Origin of the sequence: Planktomarina temperata RCA23, from assembly GCF_000738435.1 — a bacterium.
In the GTDB taxonomy this organism is placed as follows: domain Bacteria; phylum Pseudomonadota; class Alphaproteobacteria; order Rhodobacterales; family Rhodobacteraceae; genus Planktomarina; species Planktomarina temperata.
The window spans coordinates 1,820,611-1,836,844 of sequence record NZ_CP003984.1 but is presented as its reverse complement, the minus strand read 5'-3'; the positions used below and the strand labels follow the sequence as shown (position 1 = coordinate 1,836,844).

The 16,234-nt window shown below is 54.2% G+C and carries 17 protein-coding genes; 7 read left to right on the top strand and 10 right to left on the bottom strand.

Annotated features, from left to right (window positions below):
* Positions 1–65: 65 nt before the first annotated feature.
* A complete protein-coding gene (locus RCA23_RS08730) occupies positions 66–887 on the top strand; it encodes an arginyltransferase (RefSeq protein ID WP_044049988.1) in 822 nt (273 codons plus the stop codon).
* Between the two features lie 60 nt (positions 888–947).
* On the opposite strand, the gene RCA23_RS08725 is transcribed toward RCA23_RS08730, so the two are convergent.
* The 5 genes from RCA23_RS08725 to RCA23_RS16525 all read right to left on the bottom strand — a co-directional run bounded on the left by RCA23_RS08725 (position 948) and on the right by RCA23_RS16525 (position 6,908).
* Entirely contained in the window at positions 948–3,302 is a 2,355-nt protein-coding gene (locus RCA23_RS08725; RefSeq protein ID WP_044049987.1) for a TRAP transporter large permease, read from the bottom strand.
* Between the two features lie 11 nt (positions 3,303–3,313).
* Positions 3,314–4,171 (bottom strand): TRAP transporter small permease subunit, encoded by an 858-nt coding sequence (locus RCA23_RS08720; RefSeq protein WP_169701380.1) that lies wholly within the window; start codon positions 4,169–4,171, stop codon positions 3,314–3,316.
* A gap of 122 nt (positions 4,172–4,293) precedes the next feature.
* Entirely contained in the window at positions 4,294–5,385 is a 1,092-nt protein-coding gene (locus tag RCA23_RS08715; protein ID WP_044049985.1) for a twin-arginine translocation signal domain-containing protein, read from the bottom strand.
* A gap of 436 nt (positions 5,386–5,821) precedes the next feature.
* A complete protein-coding gene (locus tag RCA23_RS16530; protein WP_169701379.1) occupies positions 5,822–6,439 on the bottom strand; it encodes a hypothetical protein in 618 nt (205 codons plus the stop codon).
* A gap of 94 nt (positions 6,440–6,533) precedes the next feature.
* Positions 6,534–6,908, bottom strand: a complete 375-nt coding sequence (locus RCA23_RS16525) for a hypothetical protein (RefSeq protein ID WP_169701378.1) — start codon at positions 6,906–6,908, stop codon at positions 6,534–6,536.
* 241 nt (positions 6,909–7,149) lie between these two features.
* On the opposite strand from RCA23_RS16525, the gene RCA23_RS08705 reads away from it, so the two are divergent.
* The 4 genes from RCA23_RS08705 (at position 7,150) to RCA23_RS08690 (ending at position 11,005) form a co-directional block, all read left to right on the top strand.
* Entirely contained in the window at positions 7,150–8,901 is a 1,752-nt protein-coding gene (locus tag RCA23_RS08705; RefSeq protein WP_044049983.1) for an acetolactate synthase 3 large subunit, read from the top strand.
* A gap of 11 nt (positions 8,902–8,912) precedes the next feature.
* Positions 8,913–9,470, top strand: a complete 558-nt coding sequence (gene ilvN, locus RCA23_RS08700; RefSeq protein WP_044049982.1) for an acetolactate synthase small subunit — start codon at positions 8,913–8,915, stop codon at positions 9,468–9,470.
* 169 nt (positions 9,471–9,639) lie between these two features.
* Entirely contained in the window at positions 9,640–10,791 is a 1,152-nt protein-coding gene (locus RCA23_RS08695; RefSeq protein ID WP_044049981.1) for an SRPBCC family protein, read from the top strand.
* Positions 10,784–11,005: a hypothetical protein gene (locus RCA23_RS08690; protein ID WP_044049980.1), complete on the top strand. Its 222-nt coding sequence runs from the start codon at positions 10,784–10,786 to the stop codon at positions 11,003–11,005. Before RCA23_RS08695 ends, RCA23_RS08690 begins: the two co-directional genes overlap by 8 nt.
* Before the next feature lie 57 nt (positions 11,006–11,062).
* Here the strand turns inward: RCA23_RS08690 and RCA23_RS16000 are convergent, their stop codons facing one another.
* The 4 genes from RCA23_RS16000 to RCA23_RS08675 all read right to left on the bottom strand — a co-directional run bounded on the left by RCA23_RS16000 (position 11,063) and on the right by RCA23_RS08675 (position 12,549).
* Complete coding sequence (locus tag RCA23_RS16000; RefSeq protein ID WP_081870940.1) at positions 11,063–11,338, bottom strand: RDD family protein; 276 nt, start codon at positions 11,336–11,338, stop codon at positions 11,063–11,065.
* A 3-nt stretch (positions 11,339–11,341) separates the two neighbouring features.
* Positions 11,342–11,506, bottom strand: coding sequence for a hypothetical protein (locus RCA23_RS16520; RefSeq protein WP_169701377.1), 165 nt, complete (start codon positions 11,504–11,506; stop codon positions 11,342–11,344).
* Positions 11,507–11,564: 58 nt separating this feature from the next.
* Entirely contained in the window at positions 11,565–11,987 is a 423-nt protein-coding gene (locus RCA23_RS08680) for a DUF2852 domain-containing protein (RefSeq protein ID WP_044049979.1), read from the bottom strand.
* Positions 11,988–12,075: 88 nt separating this feature from the next.
* The gene (locus RCA23_RS08675) at positions 12,076–12,549 is read right to left on the bottom strand and encodes a YbaK/EbsC family protein (protein ID WP_044049978.1); all 474 of its coding nucleotides are present in this window, start codon (positions 12,547–12,549) and stop codon (positions 12,076–12,078) included.
* Positions 12,550–12,594: 45 nt separating this feature from the next.
* Here RCA23_RS08675 and RCA23_RS08670 point away from each other — a divergent pair, with 45 nt between their 5' ends.
* Together RCA23_RS08670 and RCA23_RS08665 are read left to right on the top strand one after the other, a co-directional pair.
* Positions 12,595–15,348 carry a [protein-PII] uridylyltransferase family protein gene (locus tag RCA23_RS08670; protein WP_052377105.1) on the top strand — a complete coding sequence of 918 codons (2,754 nt, stop codon included), beginning with the start codon at positions 12,595–12,597 and terminating at the stop codon, positions 15,346–15,348.
* Positions 15,338–15,637: a hypothetical protein gene (locus RCA23_RS08665; protein ID WP_044049977.1), complete on the top strand. Its 300-nt coding sequence runs from the start codon at positions 15,338–15,340 to the stop codon at positions 15,635–15,637. The genes RCA23_RS08670 and RCA23_RS08665 overlap by 11 nt, the downstream gene beginning before the upstream one ends.
* On the opposite strand, the gene eda is transcribed toward RCA23_RS08665, so the two are convergent.
* Positions 15,597–16,229 (bottom strand): bifunctional 4-hydroxy-2-oxoglutarate aldolase/2-dehydro-3-deoxy-phosphogluconate aldolase, encoded by a 633-nt coding sequence (gene eda, locus RCA23_RS08660; protein WP_044049976.1) that lies wholly within the window; start codon positions 16,227–16,229, stop codon positions 15,597–15,599. The two genes, RCA23_RS08665 and eda, sit on opposite strands and share 41 nt — an antisense overlap.
* Positions 16,230–16,234 lie beyond the last annotated feature (5 nt).

Here is a 16,234-nt window from a genome sequence, read left to right as displayed (position 1 = left end):
GTAAAAATCACTCTTGGCGGTTATCCTATGGATTGATAAGCTTAAAAAAAATCTAACTGGAAATCATGCGTCATACCGTTCCCATAGCTTCGCAATTTTACGTCACAGCGCCCCAACCCTGTCCCTATCTTGAGGACCGGATGGAGCGAAAGCTTTTCACCTCTTTGCAGGGGGCGGATGCGGGAATTTTGAACAATAGCTTGTCAAAACAAGGGTTCAGGCGGTCTCAAAATGTTCTGTATCGCCCGGCCTGCGCCTCTTGCTCGGCCTGCCTTTCGGCGCGGATCGATGTCGCCAAGTTTCAACCGAGCAAGTCGCAAAAGCGGATCTTGAAGCGCAACGCCGCGCTGCAACGCCGGCGCATCGCCCCTTGGGCCACTGAACAGCAATATGATCTGTTTCGCAGCTATCTTGATGCGCGCCATGCACAAGGCGGTATGGCGGATATGGATATTTTCGAGTTCGCCGCAATGATAGAGGAAACCCCTGTGACCAGCCGGGTGATGGAATATTCGCAATCGGATGGAGAGCTGAAGGCGGTGTGTCTGACAGATATTTTCGATGATGGCCTATCATTGGTCTATAGCTTCTTTGATACCTCGCAGCCACAAAACTCCATCGGCACCTATATGATCCTCGATCACATCGACATGGCGCGTGAAGCTGGTTTGCCCTATGTCTATCTCGGCTATTGGGTGCCTGGCAGTCCAAAAATGGACTATAAAGCGCGGTTCAAAGGTGTTGAAATTTTTCGAGATGGTCGCTGGCGGCAGCTTGATCTTGAGGATGACTTTAGCCGCGACAAAAATCTATGTGAGATCAAATCGATCTCCGAGCAGGTCGCTCATATCGCCATGCCTGAGATGACCCATAGCCATGAGACATAGGCGTACCACGCAAAAAAGGGCGCCGAATTGAGCGCCCTTTTTCGTTGAGAGGTCATGAATTTACCCGGCCAAGAGGTTGGGGATGATGGTGACGACCCACGGGAACCAGAACAAGAGCAACAGCCCTAGAACTTGGATCAAAACAAAGGGGATCACACCGCGGTAGATATGCCCGGTTGTCACTTCTTTTGGTGCAACGCCGCGGAGGTAAAACAGCGCAAAGCCAAAGGGTGGGGTCAAGAATGAGGTCTGCAAGTTCACCGCAATCATGATGGTCACCCATTTGGGATCCATTGTTCCGCCATAGATCACTGGCCCCACAATGGGGATCACGATGTATATGATTTCGAGAAAATCGAGCACAAAGCCAAGGACAAATAGAACGAGCATCACAATCAAGAAGACAGTGAATTCACTGTCAAAACTCTTGAGGAAGTCTTGGATATAATGTTCGCCGCCAAAGCTAATCACCACAAGGTTGAGCAATTGTGACCCGATCAAAATGGTGAAGACCATAGAGGTTACCTTTGCCGTCTCGCGCACCACCGGGCTTAGGACGCCCGAGCGGAACAACGTCCAGCAGGCATAGAGCAGCCCGAAGAGCGCATAGAGATAGGCCGCCTGAGCGACAAAGAAGGCAACCCAGCTTTCCAAGGACACCGCATCTTGCCGCACGCGCAGATCAAAGTTCATCCCGACCAAGAGCATGATCACCAATGCGAAGGCCGAACCGATGATGATCTTGGGAGATTTATTCTCATCTTTCAACTTGCGGAAGGCCGCCAGCATGATCGCTCCGCCCGCACCAAGCGCCGCGGCGGGCGTTGGGTTGGTGATGCCCCCAAGTATGGAGCCCAGCACGGCGACGATGAGAATAAGCGGTGGGAAGACCACTCGGATCAACTCATTTTCCGCCAAACGCGCCACCGCAGTGCGCAGCCCGTAGAATATGAGCGCCATAGGCAGCACCATAAGGATAAAGGTGACGCCTGCCGATGTGCGTGGTGTGACGAAAACGATATCCATAACCAGGCCCAAAGCCACCCCGGCAAAGCCGATGGCCAGCGGTCTGAAGTCCTGCCGTGGCGCCACACCCCGTGCCGTGGTGAGAACCAGCGTCATCAGGATCAATCCAATTGCAATCCCGAGCCCGATGGGCGCAGCATTTGCGACGCGCTGCGAAATATTATCTTCAATCTCCTGGTCAGTGAGGGCACGGCTTTCCACCGTACCGCCCGCGTCTGCGATCGCTTGCTGTTCTGAAATCGCCAGATCCCAGGCCTCTTGCCCGTGCAGCTCAATCATCGCCGCCTGGCAGTCGGGCCCGACGTTGGTTCGAAGCGAAGCGCCTTCTGAGAGTTCAGACCGTGATGAGACTGAAATGTCCTGCGAGCCAATCATATTGGCCTGGCCCAGAAGGATGGCCCCCCCGATTAAGGCGATGGGGGCGGCTAAGAACCATTGTAGCGCGTGAGTCCGGCCAATAGACTCCCCAGATCCGCCACCCATTTGCACCGCGGGCGCCTTGGACGGGTTGATCAGCGCATAGACAAAAGCATAACCGGCATAGAGACCCGCCAGCAAAATGCCAGGCAAAAGGGCCGCTTGGAACAATGTGCCGACCGAGACCACCGCAGGCTCACCCAGATAGGTCAAGGCATCGGTACAACCCATGGATTGCGCCCGCACCTCCTGGGCCCGCGAGTAAAGATCACCGGCAAGCGTGCCCAACAACACAATCACAATAGAGGGCGGAATGATCTGCCCCAAGGTGCCAGAGGCCGCGATCACGCCGGTTGAGAGCTCGGGTGAATAGCCATTGCGCAACATGGTGGGCAAGCTGAGCAGCCCCATGGTGACAACCGTCGCGCCAACAATGCCGGTTGAGGCAGCCAGAAAAGCGCCCACGACGACCACAGAGACGGCGAGACCACCGGGCAGGGGGCCAAAGACCCGCGCCATGGTGGTCAATAGATCATTGGCAATTTTGGACCGTTCCAGAGTGATGCCCATCAAAACAAACATCAAAACCGCTAAAAGTGTCTCGATAGATTGTCCCGCCAAGACCCGCTCGTTGATCCGGTTGACAATGAAAGACACATTCCGATCCAGCGCCACTTCCCAGCCATTGGCGAAGACAGGCACCTCAATGCGTGGCAATTCGGGGTATCGGAAGACGCTTACCGTATCCGCCTTAATACCTTGGACCATCAGCGCGCCAAACTCAGCAGAGGATTTGTCAATTGCTTGGTGGATCAACAGCCCACCGCTGTCCAAAGCCGCAATGATGCCAAAAGAGATGACAGCGGCGCCACCAATGGCAAAGGCCACCGGAAAGCCTGAGAGAATCCCGCCAAATAGGCAGAGAAAGACGATCAATAGGCCAATTTCGACGCCATCTAATCCAAAAATCATAGCTCTAGCCCCTAATGAATGTCTGCGGCCAATTCGGCCTCTTCGTCGCCAAGTTGATCTCGATCGAGGTATTTGCCGTCAGAGGCTTCGCCCTCTTTCATTTCCAAATATGACCGGTAGAAAAACGCAATCGCTTGCAAAATGATCATGGCACAGAAAAGCACCAGCAAAATTTTAAACAGAAAATATGCATTAAACCCATTGGGGGAAAACCCAATTGTTTCCACATTCCACTTAAACGCGCGTGATTTTCCGTCAACCAACCGTTGCAGCGTGTCACTGGCCGATACTTTTGGCGTGACCAGGTGCCGCCAGAGGAAATACCATGAGTACATCCAAGTGAGCACCGCAGCTGGCACCATGAAAAACAGGCTGCCCAGCATATCAATGATCCGTTTGGCGCGATAGCTGACGACCGAATAAATCAAATCCACCCGCACATGCCCGCCTTGAACAAAGGTATAGGCGGCGCAAAGGCATACGATCATCGCGTTGTAGAACTTAAGCTCTTCTGCGTACCAGCTGATGTCCTTGCTCAAACCAACACCAAATCCGAAGGTGATTTGTGCCTCCAGGAAAATCCGTTGAATGAAGACAATTACAATTTGCTGCAACACCATCAATAGGCCAGCCCAAGCTGCAAAGCGGCCAACGGTATTGGCAAATCCTTCCAGGACCCGGACAGCGCCCCATAGGATGGCGTTGCGCCACAGGCCCAGAGCCGTGAGGGTGAGAAATAGGGCTAGAACTGCAAAAAATAGCTCTTGTGAGGCCCCATAATAGATGAACCGCATGACGGCTTTGCCTTCGGTCCAATCCAGCCATAGGGCGGGATGTGTGATCGCATAGCCAATATTGTAGAAAGCCATTACGAGGCTTTGAAAAAACCAGATGACCCAGTCCAACACCTATCCCCCCAAATCTTTGCATCCTGAGCCCGAATGCCGGGCATGAAAAAGGGCCCTGAACTCCCAGGGCCCTCTCTAAAGATTTAGCCGTTGGCCAAAACGCGGTTGCGCTGAGACACAAATTCACCGTCAGATTTCAAGATCCAATCGGAGGATTTGGCCAAAGATGCGTCGAAAGAATTGCGGATACGTGCGAAGAGATCATCGCCCATATTTTCGTCCAGAACCTCTTTCGAAGCGGCGCCAAATGCATCCCAAACATCATCGGAGAACTGCAGTGTTTGCACACCTTGAGCCTGCAAGCGGGCCAGGGCGGCGCCGTTGTTGGCCAAAGTCTGAGACAGTTGATAATGCGTTGTGGCTTTCGTTGCATTGTCGATGATGGCTTTGTGCTGATCTGACAAATCGTTCCAAACGTCCAAGTTCATACCGCAAGCAAGGCCGGAGCCTGGCTCGTGGAAGCCGGCTGTGTAGTAGACTTTTGCAACTTCTTGGAAGCCTGCGCGTTCATCGGCAAATGGTCCAACCCACTCAAGACCATCCAAAGCGCCAGAGGAGAGCGCTTGATAAAGCTCGCCGCCTGGGATGTTTTGCACAGAAACGCCCAATTTGCCTAGAACCTGGCCGCCAAGGCCCGGCATACGGAAGCGCAAGCCGGCCAAGTCTTGGGCCGATTTGATTTCTTTGCGGAACCACCCGCCGGACTGTGAGCCGGAGTTGCCACATAGGAAAGACTTCAGACCAAAGATGCTGCCCAATTCGTCGTGCAGGTCTTGACCGCCGTCGTGATAGTACCAATTGGTCAGCTCTTGCGCCGTTGCACCGAAGGGAACGGCTGTGTAGAACGCGTAACCGGGGTGCTGGCCTAGGAAATAGTAATCGGCAGAGTGATACATATCGGCCTGACCGGAGGTCACGGCGTCAAACACTTCGAATGCGCCCACCAATTCACCGGGTGCTTTTTTCTCAATGATCAATTCGCCGCCGGACATGGCGTTCACCGCTTCATTGAAATAGGTCGCAGCATCGTCAAGAACCGCAAAGCCGCGGGGCCAGGATGTAACCATTGTGAGCGTGCGTGCATGGCCGCCCGCGATTGCCGGAGCTGCCAGTGAGGACACTGCAGCCGCGCCGCCGCCAAGAGCAGAGGCCTTTAGAAAAGAACGACGATCCATATATTTTCCTCCCATAGAAATGTCGGGCGGCGTAGAACACGCCTCCGACTGATCGTTAATAGAATTTAAAGATAGCAGCAAAAATCCAACAAACAACAGGTTATTCCTGCACCGGTTATTTTTCGGGGAGGTTTCAGAGTGAAAGACCGTGTCGAATACCATATAGCACTCAGGCTGTCACAAAGTCGCCCAGCACAAGGCAATGGCCTATGGGAATGGACGACGGGAGCTTGGCGGGCAACCAAATGGGCATGGATCGAAGCTGCGGTCGCCGATGGGCCAGCTGTCACAGCTAAGGGCTGCGACGGAGGTATTGCATGGTGTCATTACGCATGACTTTGGCGCATGGCCCCGGTTCTAAGCTATTGCAAATATGTCATATGTTTTGCGTTTTGACCTAGATCAATCCCTAGGGGATTGATCTAGGGTTTGGGAGTTACCGAACAAATGCGATGCGGTAGGCTTTGGTTTGTGTATCAGCAATCGCCCGTTCCGCATTGGGAGCATCACCGAAGGACCAGTTTAAGGTTAAGGAAATATCAGTGTCTGATGCGCCGCTCTTACGGTGTTGACCTATGACCGCGGCCAAGGAGGTCTGGTCTGTCACATCGTAGGATGCGCCAAAGCCAAAAGCCAGGAGCGTTGCGCTATTGTCATGGCCCCGTCGACCAAATCCAGCCAGAAAATGCACGTTTTCAAACTGATAGTCTCCAGATAGGGCGTACTCCCAACTATGATCGTCGTCGGTTTCGCGGGAGGTTGCGAAATATAGGCCGCTTGTTTGTGTTTCATATCTAGCGACGATATCGTAGGAGGTGTCGGTTTTTGTTGGCGTTCTGCTTTGGTAGCGAATTACTCCGCTGAACAGCCCGGGCAAGGTTTCGAAGGTGGAGTAAATTCTGGTATTCGCCTCTTCATCATCCCATGTACGGTAAAAAGCGCCAAGCCGGCCAAGTGATGTTTGATATTCTGTTCGAAACCCATAGCCGCGGTTGTCATAGGTGTCGCCTTTCTCGGAGGATACCATGCCTTCGACGAACAATCTGTTAGTCAAATGCGATCCAAAAGAGATGTTCGCTTCCTGCGTGCTTGGGTTGTTCGCAGAGTTGCGGTGAATGTAGCGCAGCCCATATTGGTTCCCGCCAGCCTCAAATCCAAGGTTCAGATTTGCACGCCTTGCGATATTGCTGTTTGATTCCTGATTTTGATAATTCAACCGGCTTTCCGAATAGGTCAATCCCGATGCTGACGCGCTGATCGGAATTAAGGATATTATCGCCAGTGTTATGCATGTCTGTTTCATTTTTATCTCCTGCTTTTGCGCGCAGACCAAAGCGCTCAGCCCATAGTGATAACCCGGAGCCAGCTGTTCCGCGTCTCGCGCCCATGCCTCTGTTGGCTTCATAACATTGCAGTGATGAAAGAATTGCTAATAGCAGACGAAAAAATTCATCCCAATCGGAGCGATTTCTTTTGAATTTTGCAACCGGATGAATTTCAATTCTTTCCAAAATGCGGATCATTACGAAATAAAAAACCCCAAATTGGTCTTTTTTCGTCAGAAAATTTACAAAACCCGGTTGACGCTCTCAGTAGTGGGCCATAAGTTAACGTCAGAATAGGAAACCAAGGCATGATCGACATGAACAAAATCGTCGTCCTGCGGCAAGAGGGCCGCTGCTGATACCAGACCCATGGTATTCGCCTTGCCCATGCCCCCTGAAAACGGGGGTTTTTTTATGCCAAGAATGAAAGTGAATTAAGATGACCCAAACAATGTCCGGCGCAAAAATGGTGGTACAGGCCCTGATTGATCAAGGGGTTGATACGGTGTTTGGATACCCCGGCGGAGCTGTCTTGCCGATTTATGATGAAATTTTTCTACAAAATAGCATCAAGCATTTTCTGGTTCGCCATGAGCAAGGCGCGGTGCATGCCGCCGAAGCCTATGCGCGCTCGACCGGCAAGCCTGGCGTTGTTCTTGTCACTTCGGGCCCCGGCGCAACCAATGCGGTGACGGGTCTCACTGATGCGCTTATGGACAGCATTCCTTTGGTTGTGCTGACAGGGCAGGTGCCGACCTTCATGATTGGCTCTGATGCATTTCAAGAGGCCGATACCGTTGGCATCACGCGCCCATGCACCAAACACAATTGGTTGGTCAAAGACACTGACGCTTTGGCGCATACGCTCCATAGTGCCTTTCACGTGGCCTGTTCTGGTCGGCCTGGCCCGGTTTTGGTGGACATCCCCAAGGATGTGCAATTTGCCAATGGCACCTATGAGGGGCCAGCCAAGATGAAATCGCATTACCAACCCCAGCTCAAAGGTGATCTTGATGCGATCACAGCCTTGGTTGCGGCGATGGAGACTGCCGAGAAACCTGTTTTCTACACCGGCGGCGGCGTTATTAATTCTGGCCCTATTGCCAGCCAATTGCTGCGTGAATTGGTTGAAGCCACAAATTTCCCGATCACGTCAACCCTTATGGGGCTCGGCAGTTATCCAGGTAACGGCGAAAATTGGTTGGGCATGTTGGGCATGCACGGTCTGTATGAAGCGAATATGGCGATGCATGATTGCGATCTGATGATCAATATTGGCGCAAGATTTGATGACCGGATCACTGGCCGGCTTGATGCCTTTAGCCCCGGGTCGACAAAAGCGCATATTGATATTGATGCCTCCTCGATCAACAAGGTGATCCATGTCGACATCCCGATCCTTGGGGATGTGGCGCATGTTTTGGAGGATATGCTCAAAGTTTGGAAGGCGCGCGGGCGCAAAACAAATTCCAAAGCCCTGAAAACCTGGTGGGCGGAAATTGATGGATGGCGCAAAATTCGCTGCCTTGATTATGCCGCAGATAGCAAGGTGATCAAACCGCAATATGCGCTGGAACGGCTTGAAGCGCTGACGAAAGATCATGATCGCTATATTACAACGGAAGTTGGCCAGCATCAGATGTGGGCAGCGCAATATATGACATTTAATGAGCCCAATCGTTGGATGACCTCTGGCGGGCTTGGCACGATGGGCTATGGGGTTCCCGCCTCCATTGGGGCGCAAGTGGCCCATCCGGGCAGCCTGGTGATCAACGTGGCCGGTGAGGCCAGCTGGTTGATGAATATGCAAGAAATGGGGACGGCCATGCAATATGGCTTGCCAGTGAAGCAATTTATTTTGAACAATGAACGTCTTGGCATGGTGCGCCAGTGGCAAGAGCTGCTGCATGGCGAACGCTATTCGCAAAGCTGGTCCGAATCCTTGCCCGACTTCGTGAAATTGGCGGAGGCCTTTGGTGCCAAAGGCATCCTATGTTCAGATCCGGCTGATCTCGATGAGGCTATTATGGAGATGCTGGCCTATGATGGCCCCGTGATCTTTGACTGTTTGGTGGAAAAACATGAAAATTGTTTCCCGATGATCCCATCAGGCAAAGCGCATAATGAAATGCTTTTGGGCGACGCTGCCATGAAAGGCGCCATCGACGCCTCTGGCTCGGTTTTGGTTTAAGGAGAGATCACATGAACGCATTGAACATTACCAAAGGCACGTCGTCGAAATCCGCCTATAACCTGCGCTCTGGTCATGCTGATCTCAACGAGCGTCACACTCTGGCTGTGCTCGTGGCCAATGAACCGGGCGTCTTGGCGCGCGTCATCGGCCTTTTTTCGGGACGGGGTTATAATATTGAGAGCCTGACTGTTGCGGAAGTGGATCATGAGGGGCACACCAGCCGAATTACCATTGTCACCAGCGGCACACCACAAATCATCGAGCAGATCAAAGCGCAGTTGGGGCGGATCATCCCAGTATATGACGTGCATGACCTGACCGTTGAGGGCCCCTCTGTGGAGCGTGAATTGTCTTTGTTCAAAGTCAGCGGCAAGGGTGAAAAACGTGTAGAGGCCCTCCGCCTTGCTGATGTTTTCCGCGCCAATGTGGTGGACAGCACCTTAGACAGCTTCACCTTTGAAGTTGTTGGAAGCCCAGAGAAAATTGATGCTTTTGCGGATCTCATGCGCCCCCTTGGATTGTCAGAAATGGCCCGCACGGGCGTGGCGGCGCTCTCGCGCGGCTAAAACTGCCGGCGGTCTGTCTGGTCAGTTGCGTTTGGCCGGTCAACTGTGGTTGGCCGGTCAACGATTGTCAAAAATCGACATCAAAACGTCGCAGAGGCGGGGTTTTGGTCGCGCCGGGAAAAGTTTCCCGCAGATTATCGGCGTAGCTCAAAGGTAAATGGAGATCGCTATGGCCAAAGATTACATACAAACCGATATCACCTCAGTTCAGCAATCGGTGGAGCAGGCGAACGGCTTGGCCAATGCCCATTATATCGATCCAGCTGTGTTTGCCGAAGAAAGCGAAGCGGTGCTCAAAGCCACCTGGGCCGGGCTTGCGGTTGGTGCGGATGTGCCAAATCCGGGTGATGCAAAACCGATCCAATTTCTCGGCATGCCCCTACTGCTCATTCGCGACAAGGACGGCGATTTGCGGGTGTTTGAAAATATCTGCCGCCACCGGGGCATGCAATTGGTGCATGAGGCGAAAACCATCGAAGGGGCAATCCGCTGCCCCTATCATTCTTGGTGTTATTCCACCAAGGGTAAGCTGGTCTCCACCCCGCATGTGGGCGGTGCGGGCCATAATACCCACCCAAGCATCGTCAAAGACAATCTCGGTCTGAATGAGGTGCGCAGCTATGTCTGGCGGGATGTGGTCTTCATCAACATCTCAGGCGATGCGCCTGACTTCACCGAGGTGCATGCCGATCTCATCGCGCGTTGGTCTGAATTTGACTGCACGCTGTACCACGGCGGCGCAGACAGCCGCTTTGAGCTGGAAATTACAGCCAATTACAAACTTGCGGTGGAAAACTATTGCGAAAGCTATCATCTGCCCTGGGTCCATCCTGGGCTCAACAGCTACTCGCGACTAGAGGATCACTACAACATCGTTGAATATGGGAAATTCTCTGGCCAGGGAACGCTCGTTTACCGGCAATTCAAGGCGGAAGATGGCTCTGCGGCCTTTCCGGATTTCCCAAATCTATCCGAGAAATGGAACGAGGGCGCGGAATATATTACCGTTTACCCCAATGTGCTTTTGGGGGTGCAGCGTGATCACGCCTTTGCCATCGTACTTGAACCGAAAGCCCATGATAAAACTGTTGAACATATCCATCTGTACTATGCGTCCGAAGAGACTAAGGCGGCAAACCGCGCGGTGAATACCCGGCAATGGAAAGAGGTCTTTGAAGAAGATATTTTCGTTGTTGAAGGCATGCAATCGGGCCGGCACGCGCCGACCTTTGACGGCGGACGTTTTAGCCCGGTCATGGATGAGCCGACCCATTGCTATCACGATTGGGTGGCGGGCAAAATCGCTTCCCATCGTGGCTGAGAGAGATGCCACGCTGGATGCTTTGATCCTCAAAGCCCATGCCCGAGATGATCGCGCCGCGCTCGTGACGCTTTATACGCAGGCGGCGGATCTGGCTAAGGATGTGGATGCGGAATGCTTCTTTTTAACTTATGCGCATATCTTTGCCCTAGAGCTTGACCATGCAAGCCAAGCCCAGCTTCGCGCCCGGCTTGTGGCCTACGGGCGGGAGTGAGTGGGCCGCCGAGTGGGCGGTGCAATTTGGTCGTGTCGTTCCGAAATGGCCTGAAGCCTAGTTTGACGCCCGGCGCGCCGCACGATTAACGACCACCGTGGCCAAAATGAGATCCACCAAACCCTGTTTGCTGGAGGTGATGAGCATTAAGATCACCGAAACGATTTGCAAGCTGGTGGCATAGGCGATCATTGTGCCCGCGGTATGCAGCAGCGCATAAAGCCCATCGAGGGGGCGATCGTGGCGTTGACGAAATTCGATGCCAGTTATCCGCATGCCCATGGTTGACGAATGAATAGTCAGGCCAAGGAAGCGATAGAAAAATCCGACAATGAGTCAGAGACCCGCAAAAACGAAAAAGCCAATGCCCAGGGTCAAGAGGCTGATGAGGAAGGTGATGAAAGTAATGGCCACCCCATCAATAAACCAGGCGATCAGACGCTTGAGGTTCACATCATGGTAATAGGCGGCCTGGTCAATAGGGTCAGGTAAGTCGGTCATAATCAATCAATCTTTCGAAAAGGCGCTCCACCCGGGAGGGGCGGAGCGTTGTCGTGGGTTAGGCCTCAGCCTGTGCAGGGCCGTCTTCTGTCTTGCGGTTCCGGTCTTTCATAAATTCGTCAAATTCTGATTGGTCCTTTGCCGCACGTAGACGGTCCATGAAGGCTTCAAATTGCTGTTGCTCTTCCTCAAGCCGGCGCAGCGTGTCAGCCTTATAGGCATCAAATGCCGCATTGCCGCTCGAGGCATCGCGTCGGTAAAATGATTTTGAGCGTGAACAAGAGTGAGATTTTGAAAACATGCGATCGCTCCAGATCATATAAAACAGAAGGGCGAGACCCAGGGGCCAAAAGAAGATGAACCCAAGGATCATAGCGGCGATCCAGGCGCCTTTGCCTCTGCGGTCCATCCAGTTTTCACAAGCCGAAAACCATCCGTCTTTTGACGAGGGGTGCGTGGCTTCTGGGGCGAGGGTGGTCATTGTGGTCTCCTTTGTTGATGTAAATAATGTTTACATTTGCAATGTGGGAAAGGTTTTATTGTTTTGCAAGAGGGTATGTAAATCTTTTTTACATTTTTTGGCTAAAGGCGGAAATCCGCCCCTGACACAGTCTGGCCATCTGCTGGGGGGCGCAGCCAAACACATGGATGGGCGTGCCCGCGGCCGCATAGATTATTTGATAGGTGAGCAGCGTTTCATCAAAAAATGTTGATATCTCGGTTAGATGCCCGACAGGGCTCACCCCGCCGATGGCAAATCCGGTCGTGGCGCGGATTCGCACAGCATCAGCCTTGCCCAATGGCTCACCGGCCAAAAGCGCCGCCCGTTCCAGATCTACGCGCCGCGTTCCGGCCGTTACAAACAGATAAAGCTGGCCGCTCACCGTTCCTTCAAAGAGGATAGATTTCGCAATCTGATCCACCGCACAGCCCAGGCTCTCTGCGGCGGCTTTGGCGGTGGTGGCCTGACCTGTTTCGATAACCTCTAGGGTCGGATCGGCGGTAAAGAGTGCAGATTTTACCCGTTTCAGGCTTTTACTCATAGTGACCCCATTGACCTTGTCTCACTTGCTCAGCAGTTTGACGTTATGACACTTATCGAGTCAATCCAGCGCAGTCCCATGGCATTCGAAACGGCCCGCGGCCAAGCTCTTGCGGCCGACTGGGGCGCAAGTGGTGCCTTGGCGGAGGTTTTGACGGGTATCGGCGGGTGTAGCCCTTACCTTTGCGACCTGCTGCGCCAAGAGCAAGACTGGCTGGCTGAGGCCGTGACATTGGCGGCACCGCTCCAAAATGTTTTGCCCGCAGACATCACAAGCCATATCGGCCCAGAGCTGCGGCGGGCCAAGCGGCGGGTCGCGGGCTTCTTGGCCATGGCGGAAGTCACTGGCGCCTACTCATTGGCGCAATCGACCCAGGCCCTGACGGAGTTTGCCGACCAGGCCGTGGCCTTGGCCTTTGAGGCGGCTCTGGCGCCCTATCAAGCCTCGGGCAAGCTGCTGGAAGAAACCGGCTTATTTGTTATTGCTATGGGCAAAATGGGGGCGGGAGAGCTCAATTATTCTTCAGATATTGATCTCGTGGTGATGTTTGATGACCGCGAAATGGATCATTTTGAAGCCGCAACGCGGCGCCAAGTTTTGGTGCGGGTCACCCGCGCGGCAACCAAACTGCTCAATGACATTACCGAGCATGGCTATGTTTTTCGCACCGATCTCCGCCTGAGACCTGATCCATCAGTGACGCCGATTTGCGTCGCAATGAGCTCGGCGCTGGACTATTATGAGAGTCTGGGCCGCACATGGGAGCGGGCGGCTTTTATTAAAGCACGGGTCTGTGCTGGTGACCGCGAGGCTGGCGCGGCGTTCCTGGATCAGATGGTGCCCTTTGTATGGCGCCGCTATCTTGATTTCGCCGCGATTGAGGAAGCCCATGCGCTGCGCTTGAAAATTCGCACCAAGACCGGCGCAAGAGGTGCAATCAGCGTGCCCGGCCATGACGTGAAACTGGGCCGGGGCGGCATTCGTGAGATCGAATTTTTCACCCAAACACGACAGCTCATATCAGGTGGTCGCGACGCGGATTTGCGATCATGCCAAACTGTGGCGGCATTGGATCAACTGGCGGCCAAAGACTGGATCTCCGAGGCGATCAGGAACCAGTTGCAGCGCAGTTATAGGGTTTTGCGGCATACCGAGCACGCCATCCAAATGATCCGCGACGCGCAAACGCAAAGCGTGCCCACATCAGATGAGGGGATTGGACGTGTCGCAGGGTTGTTGGGCTTGTCTGCATCTGAGTTTCTCACCCAAACAGGGGCCCATTTGAATGCGGTCCATGCGATAACGGAGTCGTTCTTTGCGCCAGCGCCGGCCACTGCGCCCGAGGTTGCCTTAGAGGACCACCATGAGATCACCCAGCATTGGCCGAGCTATGCGGCCATGCGCTCGGAGCGGGCGACCGCATTATTTGATATGCTGCGCCCTGAGATCCTGGCACGATTGCAAAAGGCCCCAGATCCCAAGGAAGCCTTGATCCATTTTGATAATTTTTTGCGGGGCTTGCCGGCAGGTATTCAAGTGTTTTCGCTCTTTGCAGCCAATCCAAAACTGGTTGAGCTTTTGACGGATATAGTGGTGAGTGCCCCGGCTCTGGCGCAATATTTGGGTCGCAATTCTGGGGTGTTGGATGCGGTGCTCAGCGGTGAGTTTTTTGCGCCTTGGCCGGGGACCGAGGCTCTGGCGGCGCAGCTGACTGAGAAGCTGGCGGTGGCAACAGATTATGAAGCCGGTCTGGATTTGGCCCGCATTTGGACCAAAGAGTGGCATTTCCGCATTGGCGTGCATTTGCTGGAGGGTCTCATCGCCCCCCGAGACGCTGCAAGCCATTATGCGCAGTTGGCGGAGGCGGTTTTGACGGCGGTCTTTGACTTTGTGCATCAAAATTTTGCACTTAAATATGGCCATATTCCTGACTCCGATTGTGCCATCCTGGCCATGGGCTCGCTTGGCGCCGGGCAGTTGAATTCTCAATCGGATCTCGACATGATTTTGATTTTCGATGCGGATGTGAATGCGCAGTCAGACGGCGCGAAACCTCTGTCCTGCCGCCAATATTTTTCGCGATTGACCCAAGCGCTCATCACTGCTCTGACGGCTCCAACGGCGCATGGGCGGCTCTATGAGGTGGACATGCGCCTGCGCCCTTCGGGCCGCGCCGGGCCTGTGGCGACCTCGCTTGCAGGGTTTGAGAGCTACCAGCGGGCGGAGGCTTGGACCTGGGAGCATTTGGCACTCACCCGCGGCCGCGTCATCACCGGCAGCGCCGTATTTCGTGAGGCTGTTGAGCGATTGCGTCAGCAAATCTTAGATGAAAAGGCGGATTGGGCCCGTATTTTAACGGGGCTACGGGATATGCGCGCCCGCCTGGCCGAGGGAAAGCCGCAATCGGGGTTTTGGGATCTCAAGCGCGGGTCTGGTGGGTTGCAAGACATCGAGTTGGTGGCTCAGGGCATGGCTTTGATGCAAAGCTGTCGAGAGGGGGCGACCGCGGCACAATTGCACTTTGCGCAACGCGGGCAGGCCCCTGTGGCGGCCGATTTTGCCTGTTTGGCGCGATCACACGATTGGCTGTCGGAATTACGCCTTCTGCATCATCTGATCTGTGGCACCGATGTGCAATCCGAGGCCTTTGCCGAAGGTGGCCTTGCCCGGTTGCGCCGGATCATGAAGATGGGACCTGAGGTGGATTTAAAACAGATGATCACCGAACACCGCGGGCAATGTGCAGAGGTGATCGACCAGATATTGGGACAGAGTGAAGGGCAGGGGAATGAAAGTTGAAGATGTGGATCCCAAAGGCTTGATCCGGGAAAGCTACCGGATTGAGGGAATAACACCGCCGGAGTGTAAGACCATCTTCTTTGATTGGGCGATCCAAGTGCCTGTAACGGCTGATCCCGCCACCCATATTGCTTTTTGTATAGCGCATTACGGCGCAGGGCAGCCCGATCATCCGATGACCGCTGTCCTACAGGCTGCATTGGCCCCGGCGCCTGAGAAAGTCAGGCGCGGGGGACGTGCAGGTCGCATCACGCCAGAAGGTCAGCGGCGCGACGGGCAATCTGTGTAATTTGATCCCAATCTCCTGCGTCGATCAGCGCTTTCGGCGCAATCCAGCTGCCCCCCACACAGCGCGTATTGGGCAGGGCGAGATAGGTTTTTGCATTTTCCGGTGTCACTCCGCCTGTGGGGCAAAAGGTGATTTGCGGCAAAGGTCCGACCATGGATCCAAGGGCCGGTGCGCCGCCAGCGGCTTCGGCGGGGAAGAACTTCTGAAAAACAAAACCTTGCTCCAAGAGCCGCATGGCTTCCGTTGCGGTGGCCGCTCCGGGCAAAAGCGGCAAGTCATACTCTCGCGCAGCTTCAATCAGACTATGCGTCGCGCCGGGCGAGACGCCAAAGGTGGCCCCAGCGGATTTTGCATCCCGGATTTGCGCGGCGGTAAGCAGGGTGCCGACCCCGGCCATGGCGCCCTCAACTTCGGAAACGGCGGCAATAGCCTCCATCGCCGCCGCCGTGCGCAGCGTGATTTCCAAAGCAGGTAGACCTCCCGCCACAAGGGCGCGGGCCAGGGGCTGGGCATCTTCGACCCGGTCAATGGTCAAAACCGGAATAACTGGGGCGGCGGTGCAAACTTTTGCGATCATATCTGTATGTGTCATATTTC

Excerpts from the sequence above, each read along its gene's own strand:
- RCA23_RS08680 (WP_044049979.1), bottom strand. The coding sequence starts at position 11,987 with ATGACCACCCTCGCCCCAGAAGCCACGCACCCCTCGTCAAAAGACGGA.
- RCA23_RS08725 (WP_044049987.1), bottom strand. The coding sequence starts at position 3,302 with ATGATTTTTGGATTAGATGGCGTCGAAATTGGCCTATTGATCGTCTTT.
- eda (WP_044049976.1), bottom strand. The coding sequence starts at position 16,229 with ATGACACATACAGATATGATCGCAAAAGTTTGCACCGCCGCCCCAGTT.
- RCA23_RS08730 (WP_044049988.1), top strand. The coding sequence starts at position 66 with ATGCGTCATACCGTTCCCATAGCTTCGCAATTTTACGTCACAGCGCCC.
- RCA23_RS08695 (WP_044049981.1), top strand. The coding sequence starts at position 9,640 with ATGGCCAAAGATTACATACAAACCGATATCACCTCAGTTCAGCAATCG.
- RCA23_RS16520 (WP_169701377.1), bottom strand. The coding sequence starts at position 11,506 with ATGACCGACTTACCTGACCCTATTGACCAGGCCGCCTATTACCATGAT.
- RCA23_RS08705 (WP_044049983.1), top strand. The coding sequence starts at position 7,150 with ATGACCCAAACAATGTCCGGCGCAAAAATGGTGGTACAGGCCCTGATT.
- RCA23_RS08675 (WP_044049978.1), bottom strand. The coding sequence starts at position 12,549 with ATGAGTAAAAGCCTGAAACGGGTAAAATCTGCACTCTTTACCGCCGAT.
- ilvN (WP_044049982.1), top strand. The coding sequence starts at position 8,913 with ATGAACGCATTGAACATTACCAAAGGCACGTCGTCGAAATCCGCCTAT.
- RCA23_RS16525 (WP_169701378.1), bottom strand. The coding sequence starts at position 6,908 with ATGATCCGCATTTTGGAAAGAATTGAAATTCATCCGGTTGCAAAATTC.
- RCA23_RS08665 (WP_044049977.1), top strand. The coding sequence starts at position 15,338 with ATGAAAGTTGAAGATGTGGATCCCAAAGGCTTGATCCGGGAAAGCTAC.
- RCA23_RS08715 (WP_044049985.1), bottom strand. The coding sequence starts at position 5,385 with ATGGATCGTCGTTCTTTTCTAAAGGCCTCTGCTCTTGGCGGCGGCGCG.
- RCA23_RS08720 (WP_169701380.1), bottom strand. The coding sequence starts at position 4,171 with ATGGCTTTCTACAATATTGGCTATGCGATCACACATCCCGCCCTATGG.
- RCA23_RS08670 (WP_052377105.1), top strand. The coding sequence starts at position 12,595 with ATGACACTTATCGAGTCAATCCAGCGCAGTCCCATGGCATTCGAAACG.